This is a genomic window from Alkalibacterium indicireducens (assembly GCF_039522005.1).
Taxonomy (GTDB): Bacteria; Bacillota; Bacilli; order Lactobacillales; family Carnobacteriaceae_A; genus Alkalibacterium; species Alkalibacterium indicireducens.
This window is the reverse complement of sequence record NZ_BAAADA010000019.1, coordinates 1-26,289: the sequence shown is the minus strand read 5'-3', so window position 1 is coordinate 26,289 and position 26,289 is coordinate 1. Positions and strand designations below refer to the sequence as shown.

General features: G+C 44.6%; 25 protein-coding genes. All 25 read left to right on the top strand.

The window, feature by feature from the left end; translation table 11 throughout:
- The first annotated feature begins 168 nt into the window (after positions 1-168).
- On the top strand, positions 169-1,893 hold the full coding sequence (dnaX, locus tag ABFX15_RS01295) for a DNA polymerase III subunit gamma/tau (RefSeq protein WP_346023749.1): 1,725 nt from the start codon (positions 169-171) through the stop codon (positions 1,891-1,893).
- Positions 1,894-1,909: 16 nt separating this feature from the next.
- Complete coding sequence (locus ABFX15_RS01290; protein ID WP_346023750.1) at positions 1,910-2,230, top strand: YbaB/EbfC family nucleoid-associated protein; 321 nt, start codon at positions 1,910-1,912, stop codon at positions 2,228-2,230.
- Positions 2,231-2,300: 70 nt separating this feature from the next.
- Entirely contained in the window at positions 2,301-2,897 is a 597-nt protein-coding gene (gene recR, locus ABFX15_RS01285; protein ID WP_091267420.1) for a recombination mediator RecR, read from the top strand.
- 11 nt (positions 2,898-2,908) lie between these two features.
- Complete coding sequence (locus ABFX15_RS01280; RefSeq protein ID WP_346023748.1) at positions 2,909-3,136, top strand: YaaL family protein; 228 nt, start codon at positions 2,909-2,911, stop codon at positions 3,134-3,136.
- A 126-nt stretch (positions 3,137-3,262) separates the two neighbouring features.
- Positions 3,263-3,904, top strand: a complete 642-nt coding sequence (tmk, locus tag ABFX15_RS01275) for a dTMP kinase (RefSeq protein ID WP_091267436.1) — start codon at positions 3,263-3,265, stop codon at positions 3,902-3,904.
- A gap of 21 nt (positions 3,905-3,925) precedes the next feature.
- Positions 3,926-4,255: a cyclic-di-AMP receptor gene (locus tag ABFX15_RS01270; RefSeq protein ID WP_091482791.1), complete on the top strand. Its 330-nt coding sequence runs from the start codon at positions 3,926-3,928 to the stop codon at positions 4,253-4,255.
- Positions 4,256-4,274: 19 nt separating this feature from the next.
- Entirely contained in the window at positions 4,275-5,273 is a 999-nt protein-coding gene (gene holB / locus ABFX15_RS01265) for a DNA polymerase III subunit delta' (protein ID WP_346023747.1), read from the top strand.
- A gap of 122 nt (positions 5,274-5,395) precedes the next feature.
- On the top strand, positions 5,396-5,740 hold the full coding sequence (locus ABFX15_RS01260; RefSeq protein ID WP_091267407.1) for a DNA replication initiation control protein YabA: 345 nt from the start codon (positions 5,396-5,398) through the stop codon (positions 5,738-5,740).
- Positions 5,741-6,028: 288 nt separating this feature from the next.
- Positions 6,029-6,262, top strand: a complete 234-nt coding sequence (nrdH, locus tag ABFX15_RS01255; RefSeq protein ID WP_091267404.1) for a glutaredoxin-like protein NrdH — start codon at positions 6,029-6,031, stop codon at positions 6,260-6,262.
- Between the two features lie 3 nt (positions 6,263-6,265).
- Positions 6,266-6,652 (top strand): class Ib ribonucleoside-diphosphate reductase assembly flavoprotein NrdI, encoded by a 387-nt coding sequence (gene nrdI, locus ABFX15_RS01250; RefSeq protein ID WP_346023746.1) that lies wholly within the window; start codon positions 6,266-6,268, stop codon positions 6,650-6,652.
- On the top strand, positions 6,642-8,810 hold the full coding sequence (gene nrdE, locus ABFX15_RS01245) for a class 1b ribonucleoside-diphosphate reductase subunit alpha (RefSeq protein WP_346023745.1): 2,169 nt from the start codon (positions 6,642-6,644) through the stop codon (positions 8,808-8,810). Before nrdI ends, nrdE begins: the two co-directional genes overlap by 11 nt.
- Positions 8,811-8,870: 60 nt before the next feature.
- On the top strand, positions 8,871-9,833 hold the full coding sequence (gene nrdF, locus ABFX15_RS01240) for a class 1b ribonucleoside-diphosphate reductase subunit beta (RefSeq protein WP_346023744.1): 963 nt from the start codon (positions 8,871-8,873) through the stop codon (positions 9,831-9,833).
- Between the two features lie 144 nt (positions 9,834-9,977).
- Positions 9,978-12,179, top strand: coding sequence for an anaerobic ribonucleoside-triphosphate reductase (nrdD, locus tag ABFX15_RS01235; RefSeq protein WP_346023743.1), 2,202 nt, complete (start codon positions 9,978-9,980; stop codon positions 12,177-12,179).
- A gap of 1 nt (position 12,180) precedes the next feature.
- Complete coding sequence (gene nrdG, locus ABFX15_RS01230; protein ID WP_346023742.1) at positions 12,181-12,741, top strand: anaerobic ribonucleoside-triphosphate reductase activating protein; 561 nt, start codon at positions 12,181-12,183, stop codon at positions 12,739-12,741.
- Positions 12,742-13,215: 474 nt separating this feature from the next.
- Positions 13,216-13,974, top strand: coding sequence for a tRNA1(Val) (adenine(37)-N6)-methyltransferase (locus ABFX15_RS01225; protein WP_346023741.1), 759 nt, complete (start codon positions 13,216-13,218; stop codon positions 13,972-13,974).
- Positions 13,961-14,326 carry a GIY-YIG nuclease family protein gene (locus ABFX15_RS01220; RefSeq protein ID WP_346023740.1) on the top strand — a complete coding sequence of 122 codons (366 nt, stop codon included), beginning with the start codon at positions 13,961-13,963 and terminating at the stop codon, positions 14,324-14,326. Before ABFX15_RS01225 ends, ABFX15_RS01220 begins: the two co-directional genes overlap by 14 nt.
- Positions 14,301-15,182 (top strand): 16S rRNA (cytidine(1402)-2'-O)-methyltransferase, encoded by an 882-nt coding sequence (rsmI, locus tag ABFX15_RS01215; RefSeq protein WP_346023739.1) that lies wholly within the window; start codon positions 14,301-14,303, stop codon positions 15,180-15,182. Before ABFX15_RS01220 ends, rsmI begins: the two co-directional genes overlap by 26 nt.
- Before the next feature lie 14 nt (positions 15,183-15,196).
- Complete coding sequence (locus ABFX15_RS01210) at positions 15,197-15,991, top strand: hypothetical protein (RefSeq protein WP_346023738.1); 795 nt, start codon at positions 15,197-15,199, stop codon at positions 15,989-15,991.
- 60 nt (positions 15,992-16,051) lie between these two features.
- On the top strand, positions 16,052-17,002 hold the full coding sequence (locus ABFX15_RS01205; protein ID WP_346023737.1) for an NAD(P)-dependent oxidoreductase: 951 nt from the start codon (positions 16,052-16,054) through the stop codon (positions 17,000-17,002).
- A 468-nt stretch (positions 17,003-17,470) separates the two neighbouring features.
- Complete coding sequence (ltrA, locus tag ABFX15_RS01200; protein ID WP_346023736.1) at positions 17,471-18,859, top strand: group II intron reverse transcriptase/maturase; 1,389 nt, start codon at positions 17,471-17,473, stop codon at positions 18,857-18,859.
- A 420-nt stretch (positions 18,860-19,279) separates the two neighbouring features.
- Positions 19,280-20,347: an amino acid ABC transporter substrate-binding protein gene (locus ABFX15_RS01195; protein WP_346023735.1), complete on the top strand. Its 1,068-nt coding sequence runs from the start codon at positions 19,280-19,282 to the stop codon at positions 20,345-20,347.
- Positions 20,348-20,399: 52 nt separating this feature from the next.
- On the top strand, positions 20,400-21,677 hold the full coding sequence (locus ABFX15_RS01190) for an amino acid ABC transporter permease (RefSeq protein ID WP_346023734.1): 1,278 nt from the start codon (positions 20,400-20,402) through the stop codon (positions 21,675-21,677).
- 9 nt (positions 21,678-21,686) lie between these two features.
- Positions 21,687-22,916, top strand: a complete 1,230-nt coding sequence (locus ABFX15_RS01185; RefSeq protein ID WP_346023733.1) for an amino acid ABC transporter permease — start codon at positions 21,687-21,689, stop codon at positions 22,914-22,916.
- 52 nt (positions 22,917-22,968) lie between these two features.
- On the top strand, positions 22,969-23,748 hold the full coding sequence (locus ABFX15_RS01180) for an amino acid ABC transporter ATP-binding protein (RefSeq protein WP_346023732.1): 780 nt from the start codon (positions 22,969-22,971) through the stop codon (positions 23,746-23,748).
- A 582-nt stretch (positions 23,749-24,330) separates the two neighbouring features.
- Positions 24,331-26,139, top strand: coding sequence for an oligoendopeptidase F (gene pepF / locus ABFX15_RS01175; RefSeq protein WP_346023731.1), 1,809 nt, complete (start codon positions 24,331-24,333; stop codon positions 26,137-26,139).
- Positions 26,140-26,289 lie beyond the last annotated feature (150 nt).

The following is a 26,289-nucleotide window of genomic DNA, read 5'->3' as shown; positions in this document are numbered from 1 at the left end:
GCCTACCCCTATCCGATTCCTCTGTCTGTATGAAGTCTGTGCAGATAAGAATGGAGTTCGTAGGAAGCCCCACTTCAAAATCCAAAGGATTTAAGTGGTGGGTAGTTCACATTCACTTCATTTTGGCCTATAATAGAGTAGAGCAAGTACCTAGAAAAGAGGGAGACAATGAGTTATCAAGCTTTATATCGTGTCTGGCGTCCCCAGCGGTTTTCAGACGTAGCTGGACAGGAGGCTGTCACCAAAACGCTTAAAAATGCCTTGAGTCAGGGCAATACCAGCCACGCCTATCTTTTCTCCGGACCTCGGGGAACAGGAAAGACCAGTGCGGCCAAAATTTTTGCTAAAGCCATGAACTGCCCTCATTCTCAAGATGGAGAGCCATGTAATGAGTGTGACATCTGTGAATCGGTCACACGAGGGAATTTGAATGACGTCATTGAGATAGATGCCGCCAGTAATAACGGTGTAGAAGAAATAAGAGACATCAGGGAAAAGGCAAATTATGCGCCGACGCAGGCTGAGTATAAAGTATATATTATTGACGAGGTTCACATGCTGTCAATGGGAGCATTCAATGCACTTTTGAAGACACTCGAAGAGCCTCCTGCGAATGTCGTGTTCATTTTAGCTACAACTGAACCGCACAAAATTCCGCTGACGATCATTTCAAGGACGCAACGGTTTGATTTCAGACGTATTTCCCCTCAGGATATTATCAGACGGATGACATTTATTCTGCAGGAAAAGGACGTGGCTTACGAAGAAGATGCACTTCTGGCTATCGCCAAGGCGGCGGAAGGGGGTATGCGGGATGCTTTGAGCATACTCGATCAGGCCTTGTCCTTTTCAAGCGGGTCGGTCACTTTAGAAGATACGCTTCGAATCACCGGCAGCATCACTCAGGAGCTGCTGGGCGATTACGTCTCCGCTTCTTTAGTCAACGATACGGAGAAGGGATTGAGCCTGCTTCATGCGATCCTTCAGGAAGGAAAAGATGCCAACCGACTGGTCGATGACACGATCCTTTTCTGTAGAGATATCCTGATTTATAAGAAGACAGGGGAAGATGTCCTGCTTAAAATGAGTAAGGTCGATGACCAGTTCAAGACTCTCGCAGAAGAAGCCGATCCTGAAAAAATTTACGAAATCATTCGGGTCATGAATCAGACCCATCAGGAAATGAGGCTGTCCAGTCACGCGGAAGTTTATCTTGAAGTTGCGACAGTCCGACTGACCCAGCCTGTTTCAAAACCTGCGAGTGGACCGGCTGCTGGTCCTGTACAGGAAATGAAAGCAGACAACGGAGACATCGATGCATTGAAGAAGAAAATGCAGCAGATGCAGACACTGATCGAGCAGATGCAGCAGGGGGGGCAGAAACCTGCTGCGCCAAAAGCCTCGAACCAGTCACGTAAATCCAGGAAACAGCAGACGTTCAAGGTGAATCAGACACAGGTATTCAAAGTGCTGGAAAAAGCGACAAAAGGAGATCTGGTCAAGCTGAAAGATGTCTGGCCTGATCTGATCGATTTCCTGCCTGCAGGTCAGAAAGCAATAATGAAGACCTCCAAGCCAGTTGCGGCCAGTCCTAATGGGTTGGTTGTCACCTTTGATTATGATATTCTATGTGAGAGGGCTTCAAATGATTCCTTCCTTCTGGAATCGGTCGGTGACTATCTTGAAAAAGTGATCGGTCATCGTGCCGGGATGTGCAGTGTGCCGAGTGAACAATGGCCTGCAGTCCGTCAATCATTTATTCAGCAGATGAAAAATCAGTCCGGGGAATCTGAAGAAGTCTCCAGCGAAGAACAGTCAGAACCGGAAGAAGAACCCGTCGTGAGTGAAGCGATCGGTCTCTTCGGAGAAGAAATCGTAAATATTAAAGAATAAGAGAGGATGAATGCCGATGCGCGGTGGAATGGGAAATATGCAAGGTATGATGAAGAAAATGCAGAAGATGCAGAAAGAAATGGAACAGGCTCAGGCTGCTCTGAATGCAACAGAGTTTACTGGATCAGCTAATGATGACCTGGTGACAGTCAAATTTACAGGAGACAAAACATGTCGGGAAGTTAGAATCAAAGAAGACATCGTTGATCCTGAAGATGTGGAAATCATTGAAGATCTCGTTCTTTTAGCTGTAAACGATGCATTAGGTAAAATCGATGAAGAAACTGAAAAAACAATGGGCAAGTACTCTAAAGGATTAGGAATCCCAGGATTATAATCCGGAGGAATGTTTGTGGACTGTCTGACGAGTATGGATCTATTCGTTTCGCAGTAGAAAGGAAACGGTTATGCACTATCCAGAACCGATAGCACAATTGATGGAGAGTTATATGAAACTGCCAGGAATCGGGGAGAAAACAGCTGCCCGCCTGGCTTTTTATACGGTGAATATGAAAGAAGATGACGTGACCCGTTTTGCCAAGTCACTGATCAGCGTTAAACGTGACCTAACATACTGTTCGGTCTGTGGGAACATGACACAGAATGACCCATGTGATATCTGCGAAGACAAGAATCGGGACCAGTCTGTCATCTTAGTAGTGGAGCAGGCAAAAGACGTGATAGCAATGGAGAAGATGCATGAATTCAAAGGCTTGTATCATGTCCTTCATGGCGTGCTCTCTCCTATTGAAGGGACTGGCCCGGAGGATATTAATATTCCTGTCCTGATCAAACGTCTTCAGAAAGATGAAGTCAAGGAAGTTATCATTGCGACCAATGCAACAGCTGAAGGAGAGGCAACGGCAATGTATCTGTCGAGACTGATCAAGCCGGCAGGAATCAAAGTCACACGTCTGGCCCATGGTTTATCGGTTGGCAGTGATATTGAATATGCCGACGAAGTTACTCTGCTGAAAGCTGTTGAAGGCAGAAGAGAAATGTAGGGAATCATAGTATGGGATTGTTCAGAAAAAAACACCAGCTTAAGAATACGTACGATGATAAACTGATCGCACTCATCAATAAGCAGAAAAAATTGTACGAAGCCGACAAACAACTGGAAGAGCTGATGATCAAGGACCATCCGGAATGGGAAGTACAGCTTAAACTTCAAAAGGCCAAGTATTTTTATCTCTTTAAAGAAGCGCGTATCAGACAGGTTAGAGGGGATCATCTTAGTTAATAACACGAAGGGTGCGGTCAGTGACTGTACCCTATTTATTTTTTACTTGATATAGAAAGAATAGACAACCTCTCCTCATCTAACGTATAATATAAGTTGAAATCGATTAGAAAGTTGGAAGAAGGCTTGAAGGGACTATTTATAACTATTGAAGGGCCTGATGGAGCAGGTAAAAGCAGCCTGGTCAGAAGACTTCAAAAGGCCATACAGGAGGAAACAGACCGTCCTTTAGTAATGACAAGGGAACCTGGTGGAAGTGATATTGCCGAAGAGATCAGAGAAATCCTGCTCAATCCTGTACATACTAAGATGGATGCCAGAACTGAAGCGCTGCTTCTCGCTGCTGGAAGGCGACAGCATGTCGTTGAAAAGATCAGACCGGCATTGAGCAGAGGAGACATCGTCTTATGTGACCGTTTTGTCGATAGTTCGATCGCTTATCAGGGGCAGGCTAGAGGAATTGGTGTAGAAGAAGTCAAGGCCATTAATGCCTTCGCTATTGAAGGGTTAAAACCTGATCTGACGATCTATCTTGATGTCGAAGCGGAAGTCGGCTTGTCACGCATACGGGACAAGAAATCCAACCGTTCTCAGGATCGCCTTGAGCTTGAAGCCGTCACTTTTCATGAAGAAGTAAGAACGGGATACGCTCAGCTGATCAGTCAGGAACCCGAGCGGTTTTCCATTATCGATGCATCTCAGGCAGAAGAAAAAGTATTTGAAGATACCTGGGCAGTCATCAAAGCAAAACTGAATGACACATATTGAAAATAAGAAAGGATGATCACGATGAAACTAATCGTAGCAATTGTACAGAATCAGGACAGCAAACGTCTGGCAGATGAATTTGTGGAGAACGGAATCAGAGCCACAAAACTCTCTTCCACCGGTGGGTTTTTAAGATCAGGGAATACAACATTCCTGTTAGGGGTAGAGGACCGGAAAGTTGACGAGGTACTTGAACTGATCAAAGAGAACTGTTCAACCCGCAGCCAGACAATGATGAGCCCGCCGTCTTATGATTTTACTCTGGAATCAGACCTGACGTATCCAGTGGACGTTGAAGTTGGAGGAGCGACGTTATTCGTTCTGCCAATCGACCAGTTCCTGCAATTTTAATCGAGAGAGAGGACAGATAATGTCTACTCAAACAATCAAACAGCCGAGCATTCAGCGGCTGTTTCTTCAGTTGCTTAATCAGAAGACACTGCAGCATGCCTATCTGTTCGAAGGCAAAGCGGGTACTGGAAAAAAAGACATGGCCATGTGGGTCACGCAGTCTCTTTACTGTCCGGAAAGCAGCAGCGATGGCGGAGCCTGTCAGACTTGCCAGACGTGTCAACGAATCAGAGCGCATTATCATCCGGATGTTATTGAAATCGAACCGGATGGTCAGTCAATTAAAATTGGACAAGTCAGAAGCCTGAAAGAAGAGTTTACAAAAAGTGGAATGGAAAGCCGCCGGAAAGTCGTCATCGTTGAAGATGTAGAAAAAATGACGATCCAGGCCGCAAACAGCCTGCTTAAATTTCTGGAAGAACCGGATGGAGAAATCTACCTGTTTCTTCTGACCACGGCAAAGCACAGACTGCTGGACACGATCCTGTCTCGCTGTCAGCTGATTCATTTTCCTCAGCTGCCTAAAGAAGAGCGACTGTCTCTTCTTGTCGAGCGTGGCATTTCAAAAGAAAAGGCAGCTTTGCTGATCCATCTGACAAGTGATGCCGATCAGGCCCAGGAACTGGCTGAAAAAGAAGAATTGCTTCAATTAGTACAGGCAGTCTGGAAATGGTTCAGTTTCATGTCCAAGAAAGATGATCAGGCCTTTGTTTATGTGCATACCGATCTGATGCCTCTTGCTCGTGAGAAGAAAGATCAGCTGATGGTCATGGATCTGGTTCTGATTCTTCTTCAGGATATACTGAACAGCCAGGTGAGTGAAGCACATGTTTATGCATTCGAAAAGTATAAGGAGACTATCCAGTCAGGAGCTCAGCGTTTTCGTCCATTGGCGATAGCTGAAATGATGGAAGTCATTTTGAACGGGAAGAAAATGCTGGACAGTAATGTCGCTGCCCAGGGGGTTTTTGAAGACTGCTCGCTGCAGATTGTTGATGTCATCAGGAATAAAAGATAAATGAAAAGACTCTCAGTTCATTTGGCTTTTTTATTCTAATCATGGTATGCTATAAAAAGATGTGAGAAATCGACTCGCTTCAATCAGCAGGTGACGATGAAAGAACAAAGAAGTGGTGACGTATGAATAAAAAAGAACTGCACGATACATTTTCTGATTTAGAATCTCAAGCAGAAGCCACCTTGAAAATTATAAAAAACATGAAAGAAGAGTTATCTCATCTGACCGAAGATAATCATGTTTTACGGATGGAGAATCAGCACCTACGAGATCGGTTAGCAGAAATCATGAAACAGCAATCACTCGAAAAGCAGATTACTGACACAGGTATGACTAAGTCCCGTTTAAATCTTGAAAAAATATATGAAGACGGCTTCCATGTCTGTAACTTGTTTTACGGATCGAGAAGAGACGGCGATGAGCCATGTGCATTTTGTCTTGAAGTAATCTATGGTGAAAGAAAGTAGAACCACAATATATAGTGTTTAAAAAAAACAATTAAGTTCTTAACAATTTAACACTCCCGACAAATGTACGTTTGTACGTTTAGCTCGGGAGTGTGTTTTCGTTTCAGACACTATATGTTGTGTCAGGTTTAAAATTAAACAATATATCTAGTGCTTTGGGCTTGATTTTTTATTTTACTGCTGTAAAATAAAGTTATCGTAGAAAAATAAAAAAATCACTCAAATTAAAAGACACACAACATGTAGTGTGTCGAAACTTGATGGAAAAGTGCCATGGAGGAGATAAAAATGCAAAATACACCAGTAGTCGTTTATTCAAAACCGAATTGCATGCAGTGCAACTTCACGAAAAAATTCCTGGAAGACAAGGGGATTCCTTATCAGATCAAAGACATCGAAGAGAATGAGAAGGCTGTTGATGAAGTGAAGAGCTTGGGATTCAGTTCACTTCCAGTGGTCATTGCCGAGGGCATTGAAGCGTTCCACGGATTCAGACCGGACCTGCTGAACAGACTGGCATAAAAAATGAAAGTCGTGTACTTTTCTCTGACAGGACAGACCAGAAAATTTGTGAAGAAACTAAATATGGATTTGCTGGAGCTTGATCCAGCAAATCCTTTTATTGACATGGAAGAGCCCTTTATCATTGTCACACCGACTTATGACGGGGAAGTCAGTGATCTGCTGAATGATTTTTTAGAAACGGGCAGAAATAAGGATTTATTCAAAGGAATAGCTGGCGGAGGAAATCTGAACTTCGGCAAGCTATTTATATTTACAGCTAAGGATATAGCTGAAGCGTATCAGGTTCCTCTGCTTCATCAGTTCGAATTTCAGGGAACAGATGAAGATGCAAGAAAATTGAAGAAAGCGGTGAAAGATCTTGGCTTCGAACAGCACAGTGAAAGATAAAACAAATGAGATCACATATTTTAAATTAAATAACCAGATAAACAGACCGGTAAATAACCAGATTCCCCTCCATAAAGATCAGGAGGCTGTACGTGCGTACTTTAAAGAGCACGTCAATCCCAATACTGTTCCTTTCGAGTCGGTTTCTGAAAAGATAGATTTTCTGATCGAACAGGATTTTATAGAAGAAGGATTTATAAATAAATACAGCAGAACATTCATAGAGCAATTATTCGAAGAGCTATATCAGAAAGAGTTCCGTTTCCGTTCATTCATGGGCGCTTACAAATTCTACACTCAGTATGCCCTGAAAACTGACGATGGTACACGTTATCTGGAGCGATTTGAAGACCGTATCGCATTCAATGCGTTGTACTTAGCAGACGGAAACGAAGACCTGGCCAGACATATAGCCGATGAAATAATTCATCAGCGCTATCAGCCGGCTACACCGACGTTCCTTAACGCTGGAAGAAAGCGTCGTGGGGAACTAGTCTCATGCTTCCTTATCCAAGCAACAGATGATATGAACAGCATTGGCCGTGTCATCAACTCAGCGCTTCAGCTGTCTCGTATTGGAGGCGGAGTGGGCGTGAACCTGACGAACTTAAGAGCAGCAGGGGATCCGATCAAGAAAATCGAAAATGCTTCAAGTGGTGTGCTGCCGGTTATGAAACTTCTGGAAGACAGTTTCAGCTATTCGAATCAGCTAGGCCAGAGAAATGGTGCAGGAGCAGTTTATCTTAATGTATTCCACCCGGATATTCTACGTTTCCTGTCAACGAAAAAGGAAAACGCTGATGAAAAAGTGCGTGTAAAAACACTGTCTCTTGGTGTCGTCGTTCCGGATAAATTCTATGAGCTGGCGGCTCATAATGGAGATATGTACTTGTTCAGTCCGTACGATGTCGAACGTATATACGGTGAACCTTTTGCGTATATCGATATCTCAAAAGAATACGACAATCTGGTCGCTAACCCTGAAATCAAGAAAACGAAAATCAATGCGCGTGAACTGGAAAATGAAATTTCCAAACTTCAGCAGGAATCCGGCTATCCTTACGTCATCAACATCGATACGGCGAATAGAGAGAACCCGGTATACGGCACGATCACGATGAGTAACCTGTGCAGTGAGATCCTTCAAATTCAGGAGCCTTCTCTTATTAAAGATAATCAGGAATATGAAATCATGGGGACGGATATCAGCTGTAACCTGGGATCGACAAATGTCGTCAACCTGATGAATACGCCGGACTTCGAAATGTCTGTGGATACGATGGTACGTGCCCTGACTTATGTGACGGATCAGTCAAGCATCGAAGCGGTGCCGACAGTCAAGAACGGAAACGACAAGTACCATACGATCGGTCTGGGCGCAATGGGTCTGCATACGTTCTTTGCTTTGAACCAGATGCATTATGGCTCACCGGAATCTGTAGAATTTACAGATGCCTACTTCATGCTTTTAAACTACTATACATTGAAGGCCAGCAACAAGATGGCTGCTGAACGCGGTCAAGTGTTCCATAATTTTGAGAAATCGTCTTATGCAGACGGCAGTTATTTTGACCGCTATACTTTATCATCTTTCACTTTTGAACATGATAAAGTGGCACAGATCTTCAAGGAACGCGGCATTGCTGTACCGACAAAAGAAGACTGGGATCAGCTGAAAGAAGACGTGAAGAAAGACGGTCTGTATCATCAGAACCGATTGGCTGTTGCACCGACTGGATCGATCAGCTATGTCAACGAAACCTCAGCGAGTATCCATCCGATCACTCGTCTGGTAGAAGAGCGTCAGGAAAAGCTGACAGGTAAAACCTATTATCCTGCTCCATATCTATCGAATGACACCATGCCGTACTATGTCAGTGCCTATGATATGGATATGCGAAAAGTGATCGACATCTATGCTGCAGCACAGAAGCACGTCGATCAGGGAATGAGTCTGACTCTCTTCATGCGTTCAGTGATTCCTGAAGGTCTCTATGAGTGGAAAGAAGGCAGAACGAACAAACAGACTACACGTGATCTGACACTGCTTAGACATTATGCACACAAGAAAGGAATCAAGTCGATTTACTACATCCGTACATTTACTGATGATGAGGAAGAAATCGGCGCAAATGCATGTGAGAGCTGTACGATATAAGCTACAAACAGAATGACAGTGACGAAAGCAGTCGTCAGTTGTAATGAAGGAGAGTTTAAAGTGACTGAAACCTATAAAGCGATCAACTGGAATCGGATAGAAGACATGATCGACAAGCTGACATGGGAAAAACTGGTCGAGCAGTTCTGGACCGATACGCGTATTCCCTTGTCGAACGACTTAAGTGACTGGAACAAGCTGTCACTTGACGAAAAGGATATGATCGCCAAAGTATTCGGAGGCCTGACACTTCTGGATACACTCCAGTCTCAGGATGGAATCGAATCACTGAAGAAGCACAGCCGAACGCAGCATGAAGAAGCAGTCTACAACAACATCGAATTCATGGAATCGATGCATGCCAAAAGCTACAGTGCCATATTCAGTACACTTAATACGAAATCAGAGATAGATGACATCTTTGACTGGACGCACAGCAATCCGATGCTTCAGAAAAAAGCTCAGATCATCAATGCGGTTTATCAGGAAGGCACGGAGCTTCAGAAAAAAGTTGCCAGTGTATTCCTTGAGTCTTTCCTGTTTTATTCAGGTTTTTACGCACCACTTCGGTATCTGGGAAACAGTAAGCTGACTAACGTGGCTGAAATCATCAAGCTGATCCTGCGCGATGAATCGGTTCACGGGACATATATTGGATATAAATTCCAGATCGGGTTCAATCAGCTGACTGAATCGGAACAGGAAGAGATGAAAAACTGGACCTACGATCTGCTTTTCAAGTTGTATGAAAATGAGATGGCGTACACGAGTTATCTGTATGACTCCATCGGATGGACAGAAAGTGTCGGAACATTCCTTCGCTATAATGCCAACAAAGCGCTGCAGAACCTGGGATTCGATCCATTGTTCCCGGACACTGCGGAGGATGTGGATCCGATCATCATGAACGGAATTTCTACTGGAACAAGCAACCACGACTTCTTCTCTCAAGTAGGGAACGGGTATCTGGTCGGTATGGTTGAATCGATGTCAGATAATGATTATGTTGAATGGTTCAGCTGATCAAATAGAGAAAAGGCGCCTTTTTATAGAGGCGCCTGCACTCTATACATGTGATACATAAAATTCACAATCATTTTTTTATACTCATTTGTGAAAAATAATTCAAACTAAAAAGGTAAAATTTAAGAAGGATGGTGCGGAGTGATGCAGAAAGTGAAGTGGAACGACAGGAAAATTGCGGAACATAACGAAAAAGTTATCAATGATGGGCTGAAGGATGTTCAAAAACGTGACGGACGCATGCAGAAGTACAGCCGAAAAAAAATAACTGAAGCCTTGTTTCAGGCCGTGGAGCAGCTGGATCTGAACTACAGTATAGACGACTTGAAAGCTATTGCCTATGAAGTAGAGGAGCTGATTCTCTATAAGAATCTGACACAGCTGAATACGAAAGAAATCGACTTTATGGTTCTGGACATCCTGAAATCATATGAGTACGATGACCTGGCAGAAGGGTATATCCAAAGACGCGAGGAAAAAGAAAAGGAACGTGAAACGAGACGAGACGTCAATGCAATGATCAAGAGTCTGCTTCAGAAGGAAAAGTCCATTGTCAATGAAAATGCCAATAAAGACAGCAAAGTGTTCAATACTCAGCGTGACTTGACGGCAGGAATCGTAGGCAAGGCGCTTGGACTGAAAATGCTGCCGCCTCATGTGGCGAATGCGCATGAAAAAGGTGAACTGCACTATCATGATCTGGACTATACCCCTTATGCACCGATGAGTAACTGCTGTCTGATCGATTTCAGGCATATGTTTGAAGAAGGTTTCCAGATCGGAAATGCAGAAGTCGGATCACCTAAATCTATTCAGACCGCGGCAGCTCAGACGGCTCAGATCATTGCCAATGTGGCATCCAGTCAGTATGGGGGCTGCAGCTTCGACCGGATAGATGAAGTGCTGGCTCCTTATGCCGAGCTGAATTACAAGAAGCATATGAAAACAGCGAGCGAATGGATAGAGGGAGAGGACAGACAGCAGGCCTTTGCCGAAGAAAAGACAAAGAAAGACATTTACGATGCGATGCAGAGTCTGGAATACGAAATCAACACGCTTTATACTTCACAGGGTCAGACCCCTTTTACGAGCCTGGGCTTCGGGCTGGGCTCCAACTGGATCGAAAGAGAAATACAGAAAGCGATTCTCAAAGTCCGTATAAACGGGTTAGGAAAAGAAAAGAGAACGGCTATTTTTCCTAAACTGATTTTTACTCTTAAACGAGGGTTGAACTTGAACACAGAAGATCCCAACTACGATATCAAAACGCTTGCGCTGGAGTGTTCAACTAAACGCATGTACCCGGATGTGCTGAGCTATGATAAACTGATCGACATTACAGGAAGTTTCAAAACACCGATGGGCTGCCGGTCCTTCCTTCAGGGATGGAAAGATGAACAGGGTAATGATGTCGCAGCTGGTCGAATGAATCTTGGTGTCGTCACGTTGAACATTCCGCGGATCGCGATAGAGTCAAAAGGCAACAAAGACAAATTCAATGCACTGCTGGAAGAACGTCTTCAGGTGGTAAAGGATGCGCTGATGTTTAAAGCTGAACGCGTGATGGATGCGGAGCCGGCTAATGCACCGATTTTATATATGCATGGCGCTTTCGGCAAGCGACTCTCGAAGGAAGACAAGGTATCCCAACTTTTCCTCAACAAACGTGCAACTATATCCTTAGGCTATATCGGTCTTTACGAAGCGGCTGCTCAATTCTTCGGCCCGGAATGGGAAAGTGATGAAGAAGCCAAGCAGTTTACCTTGTCTATAATGAAAGAACTGAAACAGCATGCAGACGAGTGGGGGAATGAGAGCGGTATCCATGTCAGTGTCTATTCGACCCCGAGTGAAAGTCTGACTGACCGTTTCTGCAAACTGGATACTGAAAAATTCGGACTGATCAAGGACATTACAGAAAAAGGGTACTATACAAACAGTTTCCATTACGATGTACGGAAGAATCCGACACCGTTTGAGAAGCTGGATTTTGAAAAAGATTATCCCCAGTTCACAGGCGGTGGCTTTATCCACTACTGTGAGTACCCTAAACTTCAGACGAATCCAAAAGCACTTGAAGCAGTCTGGGACTATGCGTATGACCGGGTCGGTTATCTGGGAACAAATACACCGATCGACCATTGTTATGAGTGTGACTTCGAAGGGGACTTCAAACCAACAGAAAACGGATTTGAATGCCCAAGCTGTGGAAACACGAATCCTGAAACGTGTGACGTGGTCAAGCGGACGTGTGGCTATCTAGGTAATCCACAGAAGCGTCCAATGGTCGAAGGGCGTCACAAAGAAATTGCCTCACGTGTGAAACATATTAAAGGGAGTGATTGATATGCCTGCAGATCCAATCTCATGGACATCAGAACGTTTCAGTAAGAATTATGTTGCGGATTACAAACCCTACAATTTCGTGGATGGCGAAGGAGTCAGGTGCAGCATTTACGTAAGCGGCTGTCCATTCGCATGCAAGGGCTGCTACAACAAAGTGGCCCAGAATTTCAGTTACGGTTCACCCTATACAGAAGAGCTGGAAAATCAAATCATAACCGATCTCAGTGCAGACTACTGCCAGGGACTGACCCTGCTTGGCGGAGAACCATTCCTCAATACTGGGGTCACGATCCCCCTTTGTGAGCAGGTGCGTGAAACCTTCGGATGGACGAAGGACATCTGGTCGTGGACGGGCTATACCTGGGACGAACTGATGAAGGGAACAGAAGATAAGCGTCGGCTCCTTGACCTGATCGATGTGCTTGTGGACGGCCGCTTTGAGCAGGACAAGATGAACCTCAACCTGGCATTCAGAGGCAGTTCGAATCAGCGCATCATCGATGTACAGCAGTCTCTGAACAGAGGAGAAGTGGTCTTGTGGAACAATGGGGAGTATGTCTAATGCGTTGTAGAATCGTTTCAGCTAAGGACGTAGATTTTCTCCTTAAAAAACAGCGGTGAGCGTCTGATTACCATTTATTCGTTAGACGTGGTATACTATAAGGACGTTGAAAGTAGATATGAAGTATTATATAAACACGTTTTAATGAAGTTTATTCGCACTGGCGCAGCTTTGGGGCTGCAAGGACATGATAGAGGTAGGGATCATGTCGTTTAAATGAGAAACTTAGTAGTATAGATATGAATAGAAATAACCAGCGATTTGCTTTACAAATATTTATTTTTGACCAGAAAGCCACTCACTTTTGAGTGGCTTTTGTCAATTGTCCGGGAATCAGCGAGTTGAATTGAGCTAAGGTGCCGGGCGACATACATAAATTAATAAACCAGACACTGAATCTTTTTAGAAATTGCGACACAGCTTCATATTTATTTTGGTATACTGATACTAATCAAATGATAAAGGAAGAATGCAGTGAGTACTGAACTAAAAGGAGATGAACGGATCGATCAGCTGATGCAGTTTGGTCTGAACATCATTCAAAGCCCGTCTGTCTTTTCATTTTCCCTGGATGCTGTCCTTTTGGGTCATTTTGCTAAAGTGCCCGGCCATGACCGGGCAGAGATAGTGGATCTCTGTTCTGGAAATGGTGCTGTTGCGCTTATGCTCAGCGGACAGACGAAAAGTCGTATCAAGGCTGTAGAAATCCAGGAGAGACTGGCGGACATGGCCGGACGAAGCGTAGAAATGAATGGGTTAACAGAACAGATCGACATCATACACGCCGATGTCAATAAAGTGCATAAGCACATTAAAAAGGATTCCATCGATATCATCACATGTAATCCACCTTATTTCACCGTGTCAGACAGCAGCCGGAAGAATCCGAACAAGCATCTGGCCATAGCGAGACATGAGCTGCATCTGACTGTGCAAGAGCTGATGAAAGCCACATCAGGCCTGCTTAAAACAAAAGGAAAAGCCTATTTTGTTCACCGACCGGAACGGTTCTTTGACATTCTCGATGCGATGAGAGAAGTGGATCTGGCTCCCAAGAGAATCCGTTTCGTTTATCCGAAGCCGGACAGGGAAGCGAATATGCTGCTGATCGAAGGAATCAAACAAGGCAAAGAAGACGGATTGAAGATCCTTCCCCCATTATATGTATTTGACGAAGAGGGAAACTATTTTCCGGAAGTGAGAAGGATGATTTACGGCAATGAGCAAGACTAGCGATAACAAAGACAATAAAGCCAGCTATTTTTATGTCCTCCATTGCAGGGACGGGACACTTTACGGTGGATACACGACAGATCTGACCCGCCGGCTGAATGAACACAATGAAGGGATCGGTGCAAAATATACTCGTCCCCAAAAAAGACGCCCGCTGAAGATGATTTATGCTGAAGCACATGGCTCAAGAAGTGAGGCAACAAAAGCGGAAGCCGCGTTCAAGAAGCTTGCGCGCAGACAGAAAGACCAGTATCTGGCCAGCAACGGGGTCAGTAGACCTTACAAAGAACAGAAACAATGTATAGTGAAAGAGGTGAGGCAGCTACATGAAAATCAGTCAGAAAAGCTTTGAAGAACAGGATACAGGACGATTGTACTTAGTGCCGACCCCTATCGGTAACCTTGAGGACATGACTTTCCGTGCCATTCGCATACTTAAGGAAGTAGATGTGATTGCTTCGGAAGATACAAGAAATACCCAGAAACTGCTGAATCATTTCGAAATTGAGACAGCTCAGATCAGCTATCATGAGCATAATATTAATGAGCGGACGCCACAGCTGATTGAGAAGATGCTTAGTGGCCAGTCGATAGCGCAGGTGAGTGATGCAGGTATGCCGTCGATCAGTGATCCTGGAGTCGAATTAGTGAAGGAAGCAATCAAGCAGGGGGTTTCTGTTATCCCATTACCCGGTCCCAATGCGGCTTTGACAGCACTGATTGCATCCGGTATCAGCCCCCAACCTTTTTACTTCTATGGTTTTCTGCCGAGGAAGAAAAAAGATCTTGTGTCGACACTCAAAGAATTGAACAGACGAAGCGATACACTGGTCTTTTACGAGTCTCCGCATCGGGTCAGACAAGTTGTCGAGCAGATGGTAGCTGTATTTGGTCAGGAACGTCAGCTCGTTCTGGCAAGAGAAGTGACCAAGCGTTTTGAAGAATTCGTACGCGGAAACGCAGAAGAGGTCCTAAAGTGGCTTCAGAACGAACAAATCAGAGGAGAATTCGTTCTGATTGCAGAAGGAAACAGTGATCCCCAGGAAGTAGAGCAAGCAAGCTGGGAATCATTAAGCCTGAAAGAGCATGTTGAGGCTGTGATGGATGAACAGAACTTTTCGAGTAAAGAGGCAATCAAGGAAGTGGCTGTACTGCGTGGAATGAAAAAGCGGGAGGTCTACGCCGCTTATCATAATATCGAAGATTAAAGGAGGAAACAGACATGAGCAATAAACATTGGATCCTAGCTGTAGCAGTAATGGGACTGGGACTAAGTGCCTGCCAGCAGAATGAAGCCGTTCAGGAGGAAGAAGTGGCAGTGACCATTGAAGAGCCTGAAGAAGATACCGAAAATGATGGAGAAGTGTCCGTAGAAGAACCCGAAGAAGAAGCAGATGAGTTCCTGGAGCACTATCAGAGTCTTCTTGATCAGGCTAGACGTGAATATGAAGCCGACCAGCTGGATGCTGCAGCGGGGACATTGAGTCTTCTTATGGAAAATAATCTGGAGGAGTATCCTGAATTAAGTGAAGAAGCTGAAGGTCTTCTTGATGAAATCAAAGGAATCCAGGCTGAGAAAGCCGCACAAGTTGCTGGAGCCCTGAGTGAAGAGTCCAGATATAAAGAAGAACGTCAGTCTGCCTTGTATTCTGCTGACTACTTCAATGCAACCGGACAACCGATGGAAGAAGCATCCGATGAGGAGCTGGATGTCTGGTTCGCTCAGAAAGAAGAAGCTGAGGAAGAGTCTGACGAAGTTGAGCATGAATGGACAAAAGAAGAGGCAGAAAATTATGCTTTCGATCAGCTGATGCTTCATGAAAATCTGGCTTTTGAAAAATACATTTATTTTGTCAACCAGGCAGAACAGGACTGGGTCAACATTGAAGTCAGAGAACCTGTCGAACAAGATGGGGTTGCATGGTCCAATATGATCGGCATCTACCGGTTCAATGTCTCTACTAATGAGCTTCAGAAACTTGATACGGTCACCGGACAGTATTCCTCTCTGCCATAATCACTGATAGTTGAGTTTTCATAAAGGAATCTATACACTATCAGAGAGGGAGTGAGTGATGTGACAAAAGTGATACTTAGTCTAAGACCATTTAAAGAAAAGCAGCTCGAGGCACTCAAAGAGAAGACAGAAGACTACACAGTGGCGTCTTCGCTTGATGAGGTCTCATCTACTTCAGATATCGAAATCGTTTATGGATGGAACAAGGAAGAAGGGGCCCGCCTTCTTGACAGTGACGATCTGAATGTCAAATGGATCCAGCTTGAATCTGCAGGTGTGGATTATATGGATCTGGAAAAACTGAAAGATAAAGGCATAGTGTTGACTAATGCGAGCGGCATACATAAATATGCAATCGCAGAATCCATTATGGGGATGCTGCTGAGTTACACGAGAGGTATCGGCCATTCTATCCTGATGCAGAATCAGTCAAAATGGGACCAGGTCGATAGGGCACGTGAAATGAATCAGAAGACGATGCTGATCGTTGGTGCCGGAGAAATTGGCAAGCAGACCGGGAAACTGGCAAAAGCATTCGGGATGCATACGATAGGAGTCAACCGAAGCGGGCAAAAGGTCGAGTATATGGATGAGCAGGTAACTCAGGAAGATTTGAAAAAAGCTTTACCGCTGGCAGATGTCGTCGTCAATATTTTACCTCTGACGGATCAGACGAAGGACTTATTCGATCTCCACCTGTTTAAAGAAATGAAAGAAACAGCCATTTTCATCAATGTCGGACGCGGTCAGACTGTAGTCACAGATGATCTGCTGGAGGCACTGGATAAAGGGTTTCTGGAATATGCAGCTTTAGATGTCGTTCATCAGGAGCCGCTGCCGGAAGAACACCCGATTTACAGACGGAAAGATGTCCTGCTGACGCCGCATATATCAGGGACGCTTGACGATTATGACGAGAGTTTGTTCCCTGTATTTGAAGAAAACCTGGACGCTTACCTTAAGGGAGAGGACTTGCCGAGAAATGTAGTCAGCTACGAATCGGGCTACTGATATAGAGATAAATGACTGACCACATAAATGCACTTTTAACCTCACTAAGAGAGGAATTCTCTTAGTGAGGTTTTTCGTATGTGCGCCCGGCATGGGCGACAACTTGGTGGTGAAAGTCCACTACAGACTTGGCAGTAGGAACTGTTAGCGAAAGTCAAGGGTGTCCGCCGTGAGGCGGAATCTGAAGGAAGATGGACGCAAATGCTTGCACTGACGAACAGAAACTTCATACTAAGGCTTGATAGAACGGATAAGCTTGCATAACAAAGTGAAGTCCGATACTGCCCGAATTCTATTGAGTAAATGAAGCAGTGACATGAGCAGAAGGTTGTCGTTCTTACCCGGGGAGGTCTCGTCAGCGCTTAGTAGTAACAACGAATGGCGAGAAGTCAGCCGAGGTCGTAGTAGGGGAAATGTACCGAAGGACCGAACGATATTAATACTTAAACAGATAGGAGGTTAGGCGTTATGACGAATGCAGAAAACAACCGAACGGTTGGCAGACTACAAAAAGATAAGCTGGAAGCGAAAGGATATGTAGGTGCGCAAAGTAATCGCCTAGGTGAACAGAACGATAAGTATGGTGAGTCTCTTATGAGTCTCGTTGTAAGCAAGGAAAATTTACTGGTGGCAGCCAAGAAAGTAAGACAAAATAAAGGTGCCCCAGGTGTAGACGGAATGACTGTACAAGAAGTAGAAGCTCACATTGAAAAATTTTACCCTCATATTAGAAGGAAACTACTTGATGGGAGCTACAAACCCCAATCCGTTAAACGGGTAGACATACCTAAAGCTAATGGAGGAAAAAGAGAGTTGGGCATCCCGGTCGCACGTGACCGAGTGGTACAACAAGCGATTAAGCAGATTATTGAACCGATAATTGACCCAAATTTCTCCCCCCACAGCCATGGTTTCCGAAAAGGAAAAAGCAATCATTCTGCTCTAAAACAAAGCGTCAAATATTATGAAGAAGGGTATCCTGTTGTGGTAGATTGTGATTTGAAACGGTGTTTTGACACCCTCAATCATGACAAGCTCATGTACTACTTAGAGCAATATATACAGGACAAACTTATTCTGAGAATTATCCGCAAGTTCTTACGGAGTGGTGTAACAGACCTGTCTGGCGAATTCGTAGAAAGTGAAACAGGCGCACCTCAAGGTGGCGTTATCTCGCCCCTTCTCTGTAATGTTTACTTGCATGAACTGGATAAAGAAATGGAGAAACGCGGGCACCGCTTTGTTCGTTTTGCGGATGACTTTGTCATCTTTGTTAAATCGAAACGAGCGGGTGAACGGGTCTTAAACAGTATCACCCGCTTCATAGAAAAAGACTTAAAACTAACGGTCAACCAAGACAAAAGCGAAGTGGGGTCACCCTTTCGTTTAAAGTTCTTGGGTTGTCTGATGATGAAAGTGAATGGGGTCTGTCGATTCAGACCTACCAAAGCCGCCAAGAAGAAATTCATAGGCAAATTAAGACGCTTAACCAAACGAAACCGTCCAGGAACTTTCAAAGAGATTTCTAAGGACATCAATGAAGTCACTCGAGGGTGGATTAATTACTTTGGTTTAGGGTTTATTAAGACGTTCGTCCGCGAGGTCGAACAATGGCTACATCACAGAATCAGACAACTTGTTCTTAAGCGATGGAAAAAGATACGAACCAAGATTAACAGATTAGAACGTTTAGGTCTAGATATAGATAGTGCTAAACGTATTGGTTTTTCACGCAAGAAATATTGGCGATTATCCAAAACGCCCGAGGTTCATCGGGCACTTACAACGAAAAGACTCTACCAGTGGGGTTTAGTTTCACTAAACCAACTGGCAGAGTCTGCTTACTTAAGATATTGAACCGCCGTATACGGAACCGTACGTACGGTGGTGTGAGAGGACGGTAAATAAATTAATTATTTACCTCCTACTCGATTTTAAACGATAGCCTAGAAAAGGATGGGGAAATCACAAATATAACTAGTAACATATATTTGATGAAGTTAGTAAATGTGACAAACCCGTCACAAATGTGAAAGCGTAGACAACTTATAATTTATATAACGTCTGTTTTTTGAGAACCGGGATCAAGTTAGTTTTAGGTTAATTAATAACGAGTAATTTTTAATTTAATTATTCCATTTAGATTTATCACACTATATAATAATCTAAGTAATATGCAATGCTAGGAAATGAACCTCACCTCAGCTAATAAAGTTAAAAGACTGGAATCATCGCACTTTGTTTCTGAATACTATTTGAGCATAGGAGGAATACCAGATGAAGAATTATAGCAAATATTTACTGAGTGCAGCTGCACTATTGACCCTGACAGCCTGTGCAGGAGGTAATGACGAAGCAGAAGGTGTGGATGGGGATAATACATCAGCCACTTCCGGTGAAACACTCTCAGCTGTACTGGACCGTGGAGAACTGAATGCAGGTGTAAATGATCAGCTGCCCGGTTTCGGGTATGTGGATAGTGATGGAAACTACACAGGATTTGATATCGACTTTGCCAAAGCAATTGCTGCCGGCGTGCTCGGTGATGCTGAAGCGGTCAATTATCGCCCGCTTTCTGCTCAGGAGAGATTTACAGCTGTTCAGACTGGTGAAGTAGATGTCCTTCTGAGAAACACGACCTGGACTGCAAGCCGAGATACAGAAGTCGGATTGAACTTTGCTCCGGTAACGTTCTATGACGGGCAGGGCATGATGGTGGGAGCTGATTCTGGCGTCTCCTCATTGGAAGATCTGGAAGGAATGATCATTGGGGTCGAGACGGGCACAACAACAGAACTTAACCTTGCGGATCAGATGGAAGCTTTGGGAGTCAGCTACGAGACACAGACTTTTGATGACCGAGATGCCCTTATTGCTGCATATGAATCCGGAGCTGTTGATGCATGGACAACTGACCGCTCAGGACTTGTATCAGCCTTTGCTGTACTGGATGATCCGGATGCACATGTCATCCTGGAAGATACGCTGTCTAAAGAACCACTGGCTCCAGCAGTACTGCACGGGGACGACCAGTGGAATGATGTGGTCAGCTGGATCGTATTCGCACTGATACAGGCTGAGGAATTCGGGATCACTCAGGATAATGTAGATGATTTCCTTGACAGTGACAACCCTGACATCAGACGTCTCTTAGGTGTAGAGGACGATATAGGCGGCTTTCTGGGGCTGGAAAGTGACTTTGCTTATCAGGCTATCCTGCAAGTAGGAAACTATGGGGAAATTTATGATCGCCACCTTGGACCGGATACACAATTTGATTTACCTCGAGGCATGAATGGATTGTATCAGGACGGCGGACTGCACTACTCCATGCCGTTTAGATAAATCACACTTGTTGTGACGTGACAGATAAGAAAGTACAGAAAAGTAAAAAGACATGAGAAAGACAAGAGGCCTGCTGACCTGCACAATAGCGGGCCTCTTTCAAATGGTAACTGGTGAGCGGTTTGCAGGACTTGAGTCCAAAGGAGTGAAAAACATGACACCAACAGAGAAAAATAGAAAAACACCGATTTGGAGAAACAGAAAGGTCGTACCTGTCATCCTGCAGATCATCTTCCTTGCCATCATTGGTCTGCTGCTTTGGATTCTGATTCAGAATACGATGACGGGTCTGAGGCGAATCGGTATGTCATTCGGCTTTGATTTTTTAAATGCAAGAGCCGGATTCAATATTAATGAAGCCATGATTGAATACAGTACGAGCGATCCTTATGTAAGAGCCATAATGGTAGGAATCGTCAGTACATTGAGAGTATCCTTTTTCGGTATCATTCTGGCAACGATTATTGGGGTACTGGTCGGGATTGCAAAAATGTCAGATAACTGGCTGCTGAGCAAGGTAGCTTCTGTTTATATTGATATATTCAGGAATACACCACTGCTGCTTCAATTATTTGTTCTGAACTTTGCTGTATTTCTTCCCCTCCCTAGAATCCAGGAGGCTTTGAGTATAGGACCTTTATACCTTTCTAATCGTGGAGCCGTGATTCCGTGGGCAGATCTTCATGAAGGTAGCGCAATATGGGCACTGCTTTTACTGGTTGTCATAGGAGCGTCTGTATTGGTATACAAATGGCAGATGAAGAGAGAAGTGGAGGAAGGAAAGAATACTCACCCTTTCCTATCAGCATTCGGTGCGTTCATCTTGTTATGCGGAGCAGGGTACCTTGTAACGGGTGAAGGCCCACTACAGCTGACGATTCCTGCACACACAGGAGCAGCCGTAACAGGTGGCCTGTCGCTATCCACACCTTTTCTATCGGTACTGGTAGCCCTGACTATTTTCACTTCAACGTATATTGCTGAAATTGTCCGCGGAGGCGTACAGGCCGTACCAAAAGGACAAGTTGAAGCAACTAAAGCTCTGGGATTCAGATCCGCAACAGCCATGAGACTGGTTATCTTTCCTCAGGCTATCCGGATCATCATTCCGCAGATGACCAGTCAGTACCTCAATCTGATCAAGAATTCATCCCTGGCGATGGCTGTCGGCTATCAGGAAATTGTCGGTGTCGGCAACACAGTCATCAATCAGTCAGGACGTACGCTGGAAGTGATAGTTATTATGATTGCAGTCTATCTGTCTTTCAGTCTGACAACTTCACTGTTCATGAATATCTTCAATAAAAAATTCCAGTTGGTCGAAAGGTAGGGGTGCAGGATGATCAATGATAACCTTCATTACAAAGGTGAGCCGACAAACAGTCTGGAGGTGACAGATTCCCCTCATCTCGACAGGCAGAAAAATGAGTCGTTTGGACAGGCGTTAAGGAAAAATTTATTCGGCAATAAGAAAAACACTGTGCTGACCGTGCTGACCGGTCTGTTTACTGTCTTTGTTTTGTATCAGGTCGTAAGCTTTGTTCTGGAAAACAGCTGGGATGTCGTTTATATCCACCTCAGACTTCTGATGATCGGCCAGTATCCGCTGGAGGAATTATGGCGTCTGTGGTTCGGCTTATACTACGCCTCACTTATGATCGGGCTGACCTGGGGCTTATGGCGGGGAGCTGGAAAAGCAGTGGCTTTCACTTTTGGAGCAGTCTACCTGGCTTTTGCGGCTGTTCCGTGGACGACACTTAATACATCCTTAAACTTAGCGGCATGTATCGGACTGATCGCAGGAGGATATGTTCTGGGTGGTAAAGTTGACAGGCTTAAAATACCTGTGCTGGTTCTCTGGGGCCTGTACTTCCCACTAACGATCGGGCTCATCATGGGTTTCGGCGGCCTGCTTGATCCAGTTTTGAGTCGTTACTGGGGTGGATGGCTTTTGACCGTCATTCTGGCATCAGTAGCAATCATCGGCTGTTTTCCTCTGGGGATCCTGCTGGCGCTTGGTCGTCGAAGCAGTCTCCCGGCAGTGAAATATGTCTGTATTGCTTACATTGAACTGATACGGGGCATCCCGCTTATCATGGTTCTGTTTATCGGACAGCTGCTGATCCCTCTGTTTTTAGGTGGACAGACAGTAATGGATAATGTGACTCGGGCCATGATTGCTTATGTGTTCTTTGCGGCGGCTTATCTTGCAGAGGATGTCCGCGGGGGACTACAGTCGATTCCGTCAGGACAGTTCGAAGCTGCCCAGGCACTTGGACTGAATAAGGTGAAAACGACCTTCTTCATTATCCTGCCGCAGGCTCTGAAAGCTGTCATTCCTGCAATGGTAGGCTTGTTCATTACGATTTTAAAGGATACTTCACTGGTGGCCATTATCGGACTCGCTGATTTCTTAGGGACAGCCAGACGAATTTCAAATAACCCGGAATATTTAGGACGATATCTGGAGCTTTACGTATTCGTTGCTGCATTCTACTTCATTTTCTGTTATCTGATGGCCTATGTCAGCCGATATCTAGAACGCAGCTTGTCAAAAGGCAGCAGATAAAGACCTGATCAAAAGGTAAGAAGACATTCAAATAGAGAAAAGAGGGATAGCTATGGCAGAAACAGCTGGAACTGAAACACTGGGGACAGTCACTGAGGACAGCCCAGTCATCATAAAAGTAGAGAAACTGAACAAATGGTATGGCGATCTTCACGTCATTAAGGACGTCGATCTGACAGTCAGGCAGGGAGAAGTCATCGTCGTTCTGGGGCCGTCCGGTTCCGGTAAGTCGACGTTTATCCGGACATTGAATGCACTGGAAGAATTTCAGAGTGGAACGATTGAAATCGACGGCATTGAACTGACAGATGATCTTAAACACGTTGAAGAGATTCGTAAGGAAACTGGAATGGTCTTCCAGCAGTTCAATCTATTTCCACATATGACGATTTTGAAGAATGTTTCGCTGGCCCCGATCTGGGTAAGAAAGTGGAAGAAGGGAAAGGCTGAAGAGATTGCTCGAAACCTTCTTGAAAGGGTCGGTATTCCGGAGCAGGCTGATAAATTTCCCGGTCAGCTCTCTGGTGGACAGCAGCAGAGGGTGGCCATAGCCAGAGCTCTGGCTATGCAGCCCAAGATTATGCTCTTTGATGAACCGACATCAGCACTGGATCCGGAGATGGTCAATGAAGTGCTGGACGTCATGCGCAATCTGGCAGAATCCGGCATGACCATGATCGTGGTCACACACGAGATGGGATTTGCCCGTCAGGTAGCTGACCGCCTAGTCCTGTTTGATAAGGGAGAAATCATCGAAATGGCTGACCCGGAAGCGTTCTTTGATCATCCGAAACATGAGCGGACCAAGCTGTTTCTCAGTCAGATTTTGTAAGGCAATCCGACGAAAATTAGTAAAAGTACGAGTAAATTTATCCATTAATGCCCACTCAGGCAGAAACGCCGGTTGAGTGGGCATTAATTGCGGAATTATTGTCCACTGAGAAGGAAAACTAAGCTGAGTGGTCACTAATATCAGAATTTTTGACCACCCAGAAGGAAAACGAAGCTGAGTAGTCATTAAAACCTGGATTTTCGCCCACTCAGATGCAAAAAGCTAGTTGAGTGGGCGATAACCTCACCGTACATAAGCATCCACGACTGAATAGTCAGCTGAATGGTCCGCAGACTGATTCTTTTGTCTAATCCGTTAGGGTCATGCAATGCATTCGGAAAGTGAAAAAGAACTGATCAAATGTAGAGACCGAACCCGTTTCGGTCTCTTTCTAATCTAAATAAGTCCTTCGGAAACGAGATTTTTTCTTTAAAATTTGGTAAATGGTGCTATAATAAAATAAGAAAGTGAATAGAAAAAGTGAAGACACTTTAATCAAGTGTTCATTTTTTGAACAGAACATGACACTTTGTCATATTTCTTCTATTGGCTTTTCTTTATAACGAAGGGGAGATCACATACATGTCAGAACAATTACTTAAATGCTCTGAAGTAGCAGAAGAGTTAAAATGGGACCTGTCTGCTATTTTTGCAACAGAAGAAGAATTTAACCAGACGGCAGAACAGCTGCCTGAAGATGTCGCTGCATTTGCATCTAAGTATGACGGCAAGCTGGATGGTGCGGACACTGTCGTTGAGGCGATCAAAGAATACGAAGGCCTGATGGCTACTGCGTCTCATTTAGGTCAGTACGGACATCTGCCTGTCTCTGTAGATATTTCCGATGGGGAGGCCCAGCAGGTTACGCGTCGAGTCTCGAATATTCTGGCTGGCGTCAGTGCCAGACTGAGTTTCTTCCAGTCACAGCTTGAAGATCTGGACGAATCAACGTTGAATGCTGTAGTTGAAAAAGATGCAGCTTACGAGACATTTATCCGTAAAATCAAGAAATCCAAGCGTGCTAAACTGGATCCGAAAGTGGAAGAAGCTCTTGCTCAACTGTCACCCGTATTTAATGCACCATCTGAGATCTTTGAACAGGCGCGTTCGAATGATGCAGACTACGGGACATTTGAAGTGGATGGAAAAGAATACCCATTAAGCTTTGTCCTATATGAAGAAGTATATATGTACCACGAAAATCCGGAGATTCGTCGAGCAGCCTATGATAAGTTCAACCAGGTCCTCGGCAGCTACAAGAATGTTGTAGCGACTGCTTACTATACCCATCTGCAAAAGGAAAAAACCTTGTCAGTGATGCGCGGCTATGACTCAATCTTTGACTACCTGCTGGAAAGCCAAGAAGTCGATCAGGACCTGTACCACAGACAGATTGATACGATCATGTCTGATTTTGCTCCAGTGATGCGAAAGTTCATTACACATCTGAAAGAAGTTCACGGACTGGACAAAATGACTTATGCCGACTTGAAAGTCGATCTTGATCCGGAATATACACTGCCTGTGACTATCGATGAATCCAAAGATCTGGTCAAGGAAGCTCTGGCACCACTAGGTCAGGAGTATGTTGATATGATTCTGCGTTCGTATCCAGAACGCTGGGTGGACTTTGCTCAGAATATCGGAAAGCGTTCCGGTGCATTCTGTTCAACAACATATGGCAAGCACCCGTATGTAATGGTCACATGGACAGGTCAACTGACTGATGCCTACACCTTGTTCCACGAACTAGGTCACGCTGGTCAGGGTGTTCTGTCCAATGAGAACAATCCACTGACAAGCGCACGTCCGTCACTTTATCTGATCGAGGGCCCCTCGACATTCAATGAGCTGTTGCTGACAGACTATCTGAAAAACAAAACTGACGACCCACGTATGGAACGATCAGTTTTGTCCAAAATGATTTCACGTACGTATTTCCATAACTTTGTCACGCATCTGCTTGAAGCGGCTTATCAGCGTGAAGTATACCGTCTGATTGATGCCGGTAAGAGTTTCGATGCGAACAAGCTGAGTGAGATTAAACATGACATCCTGGAACAGTTCTGGGGCGATGCGGTTGAGCTGGAACCAGGTGCTGAACTGACTTGGATGCGTCAGATCCACTACTACATGGGTCTTTATCCATATACCTATTCAGCTGGACTGACTATTGCAACGCAGGCGTTCCTGAAAATTAAGAATGGCGAAGAGTCTGTTGACGGCTGGCTGGAATTCCTGGCATTAGGTGGACAGAAAGTACCTGCTGAAGCGACGCTTGTTGCTGGAGTCGATATTACTACAGACAAACCACTGAAAGATACAATCAATTATCTTGATCAATCGGTCGATCGCATTATTGAACTGACTGGTCAGCTGGAAAATAATTAAATAGATAGTCATCCTGACAATATGGGTGAGCTAGGCAGAAAGTCAGAGCGCAGATCAGCGTTCTGGCTTTTTTGTTGATAGAATAGGAAAGTATAAAGTTTTACCCGCTAGAAAGCCTATCACCTCAAACGTTAATCACTATCACTTGAT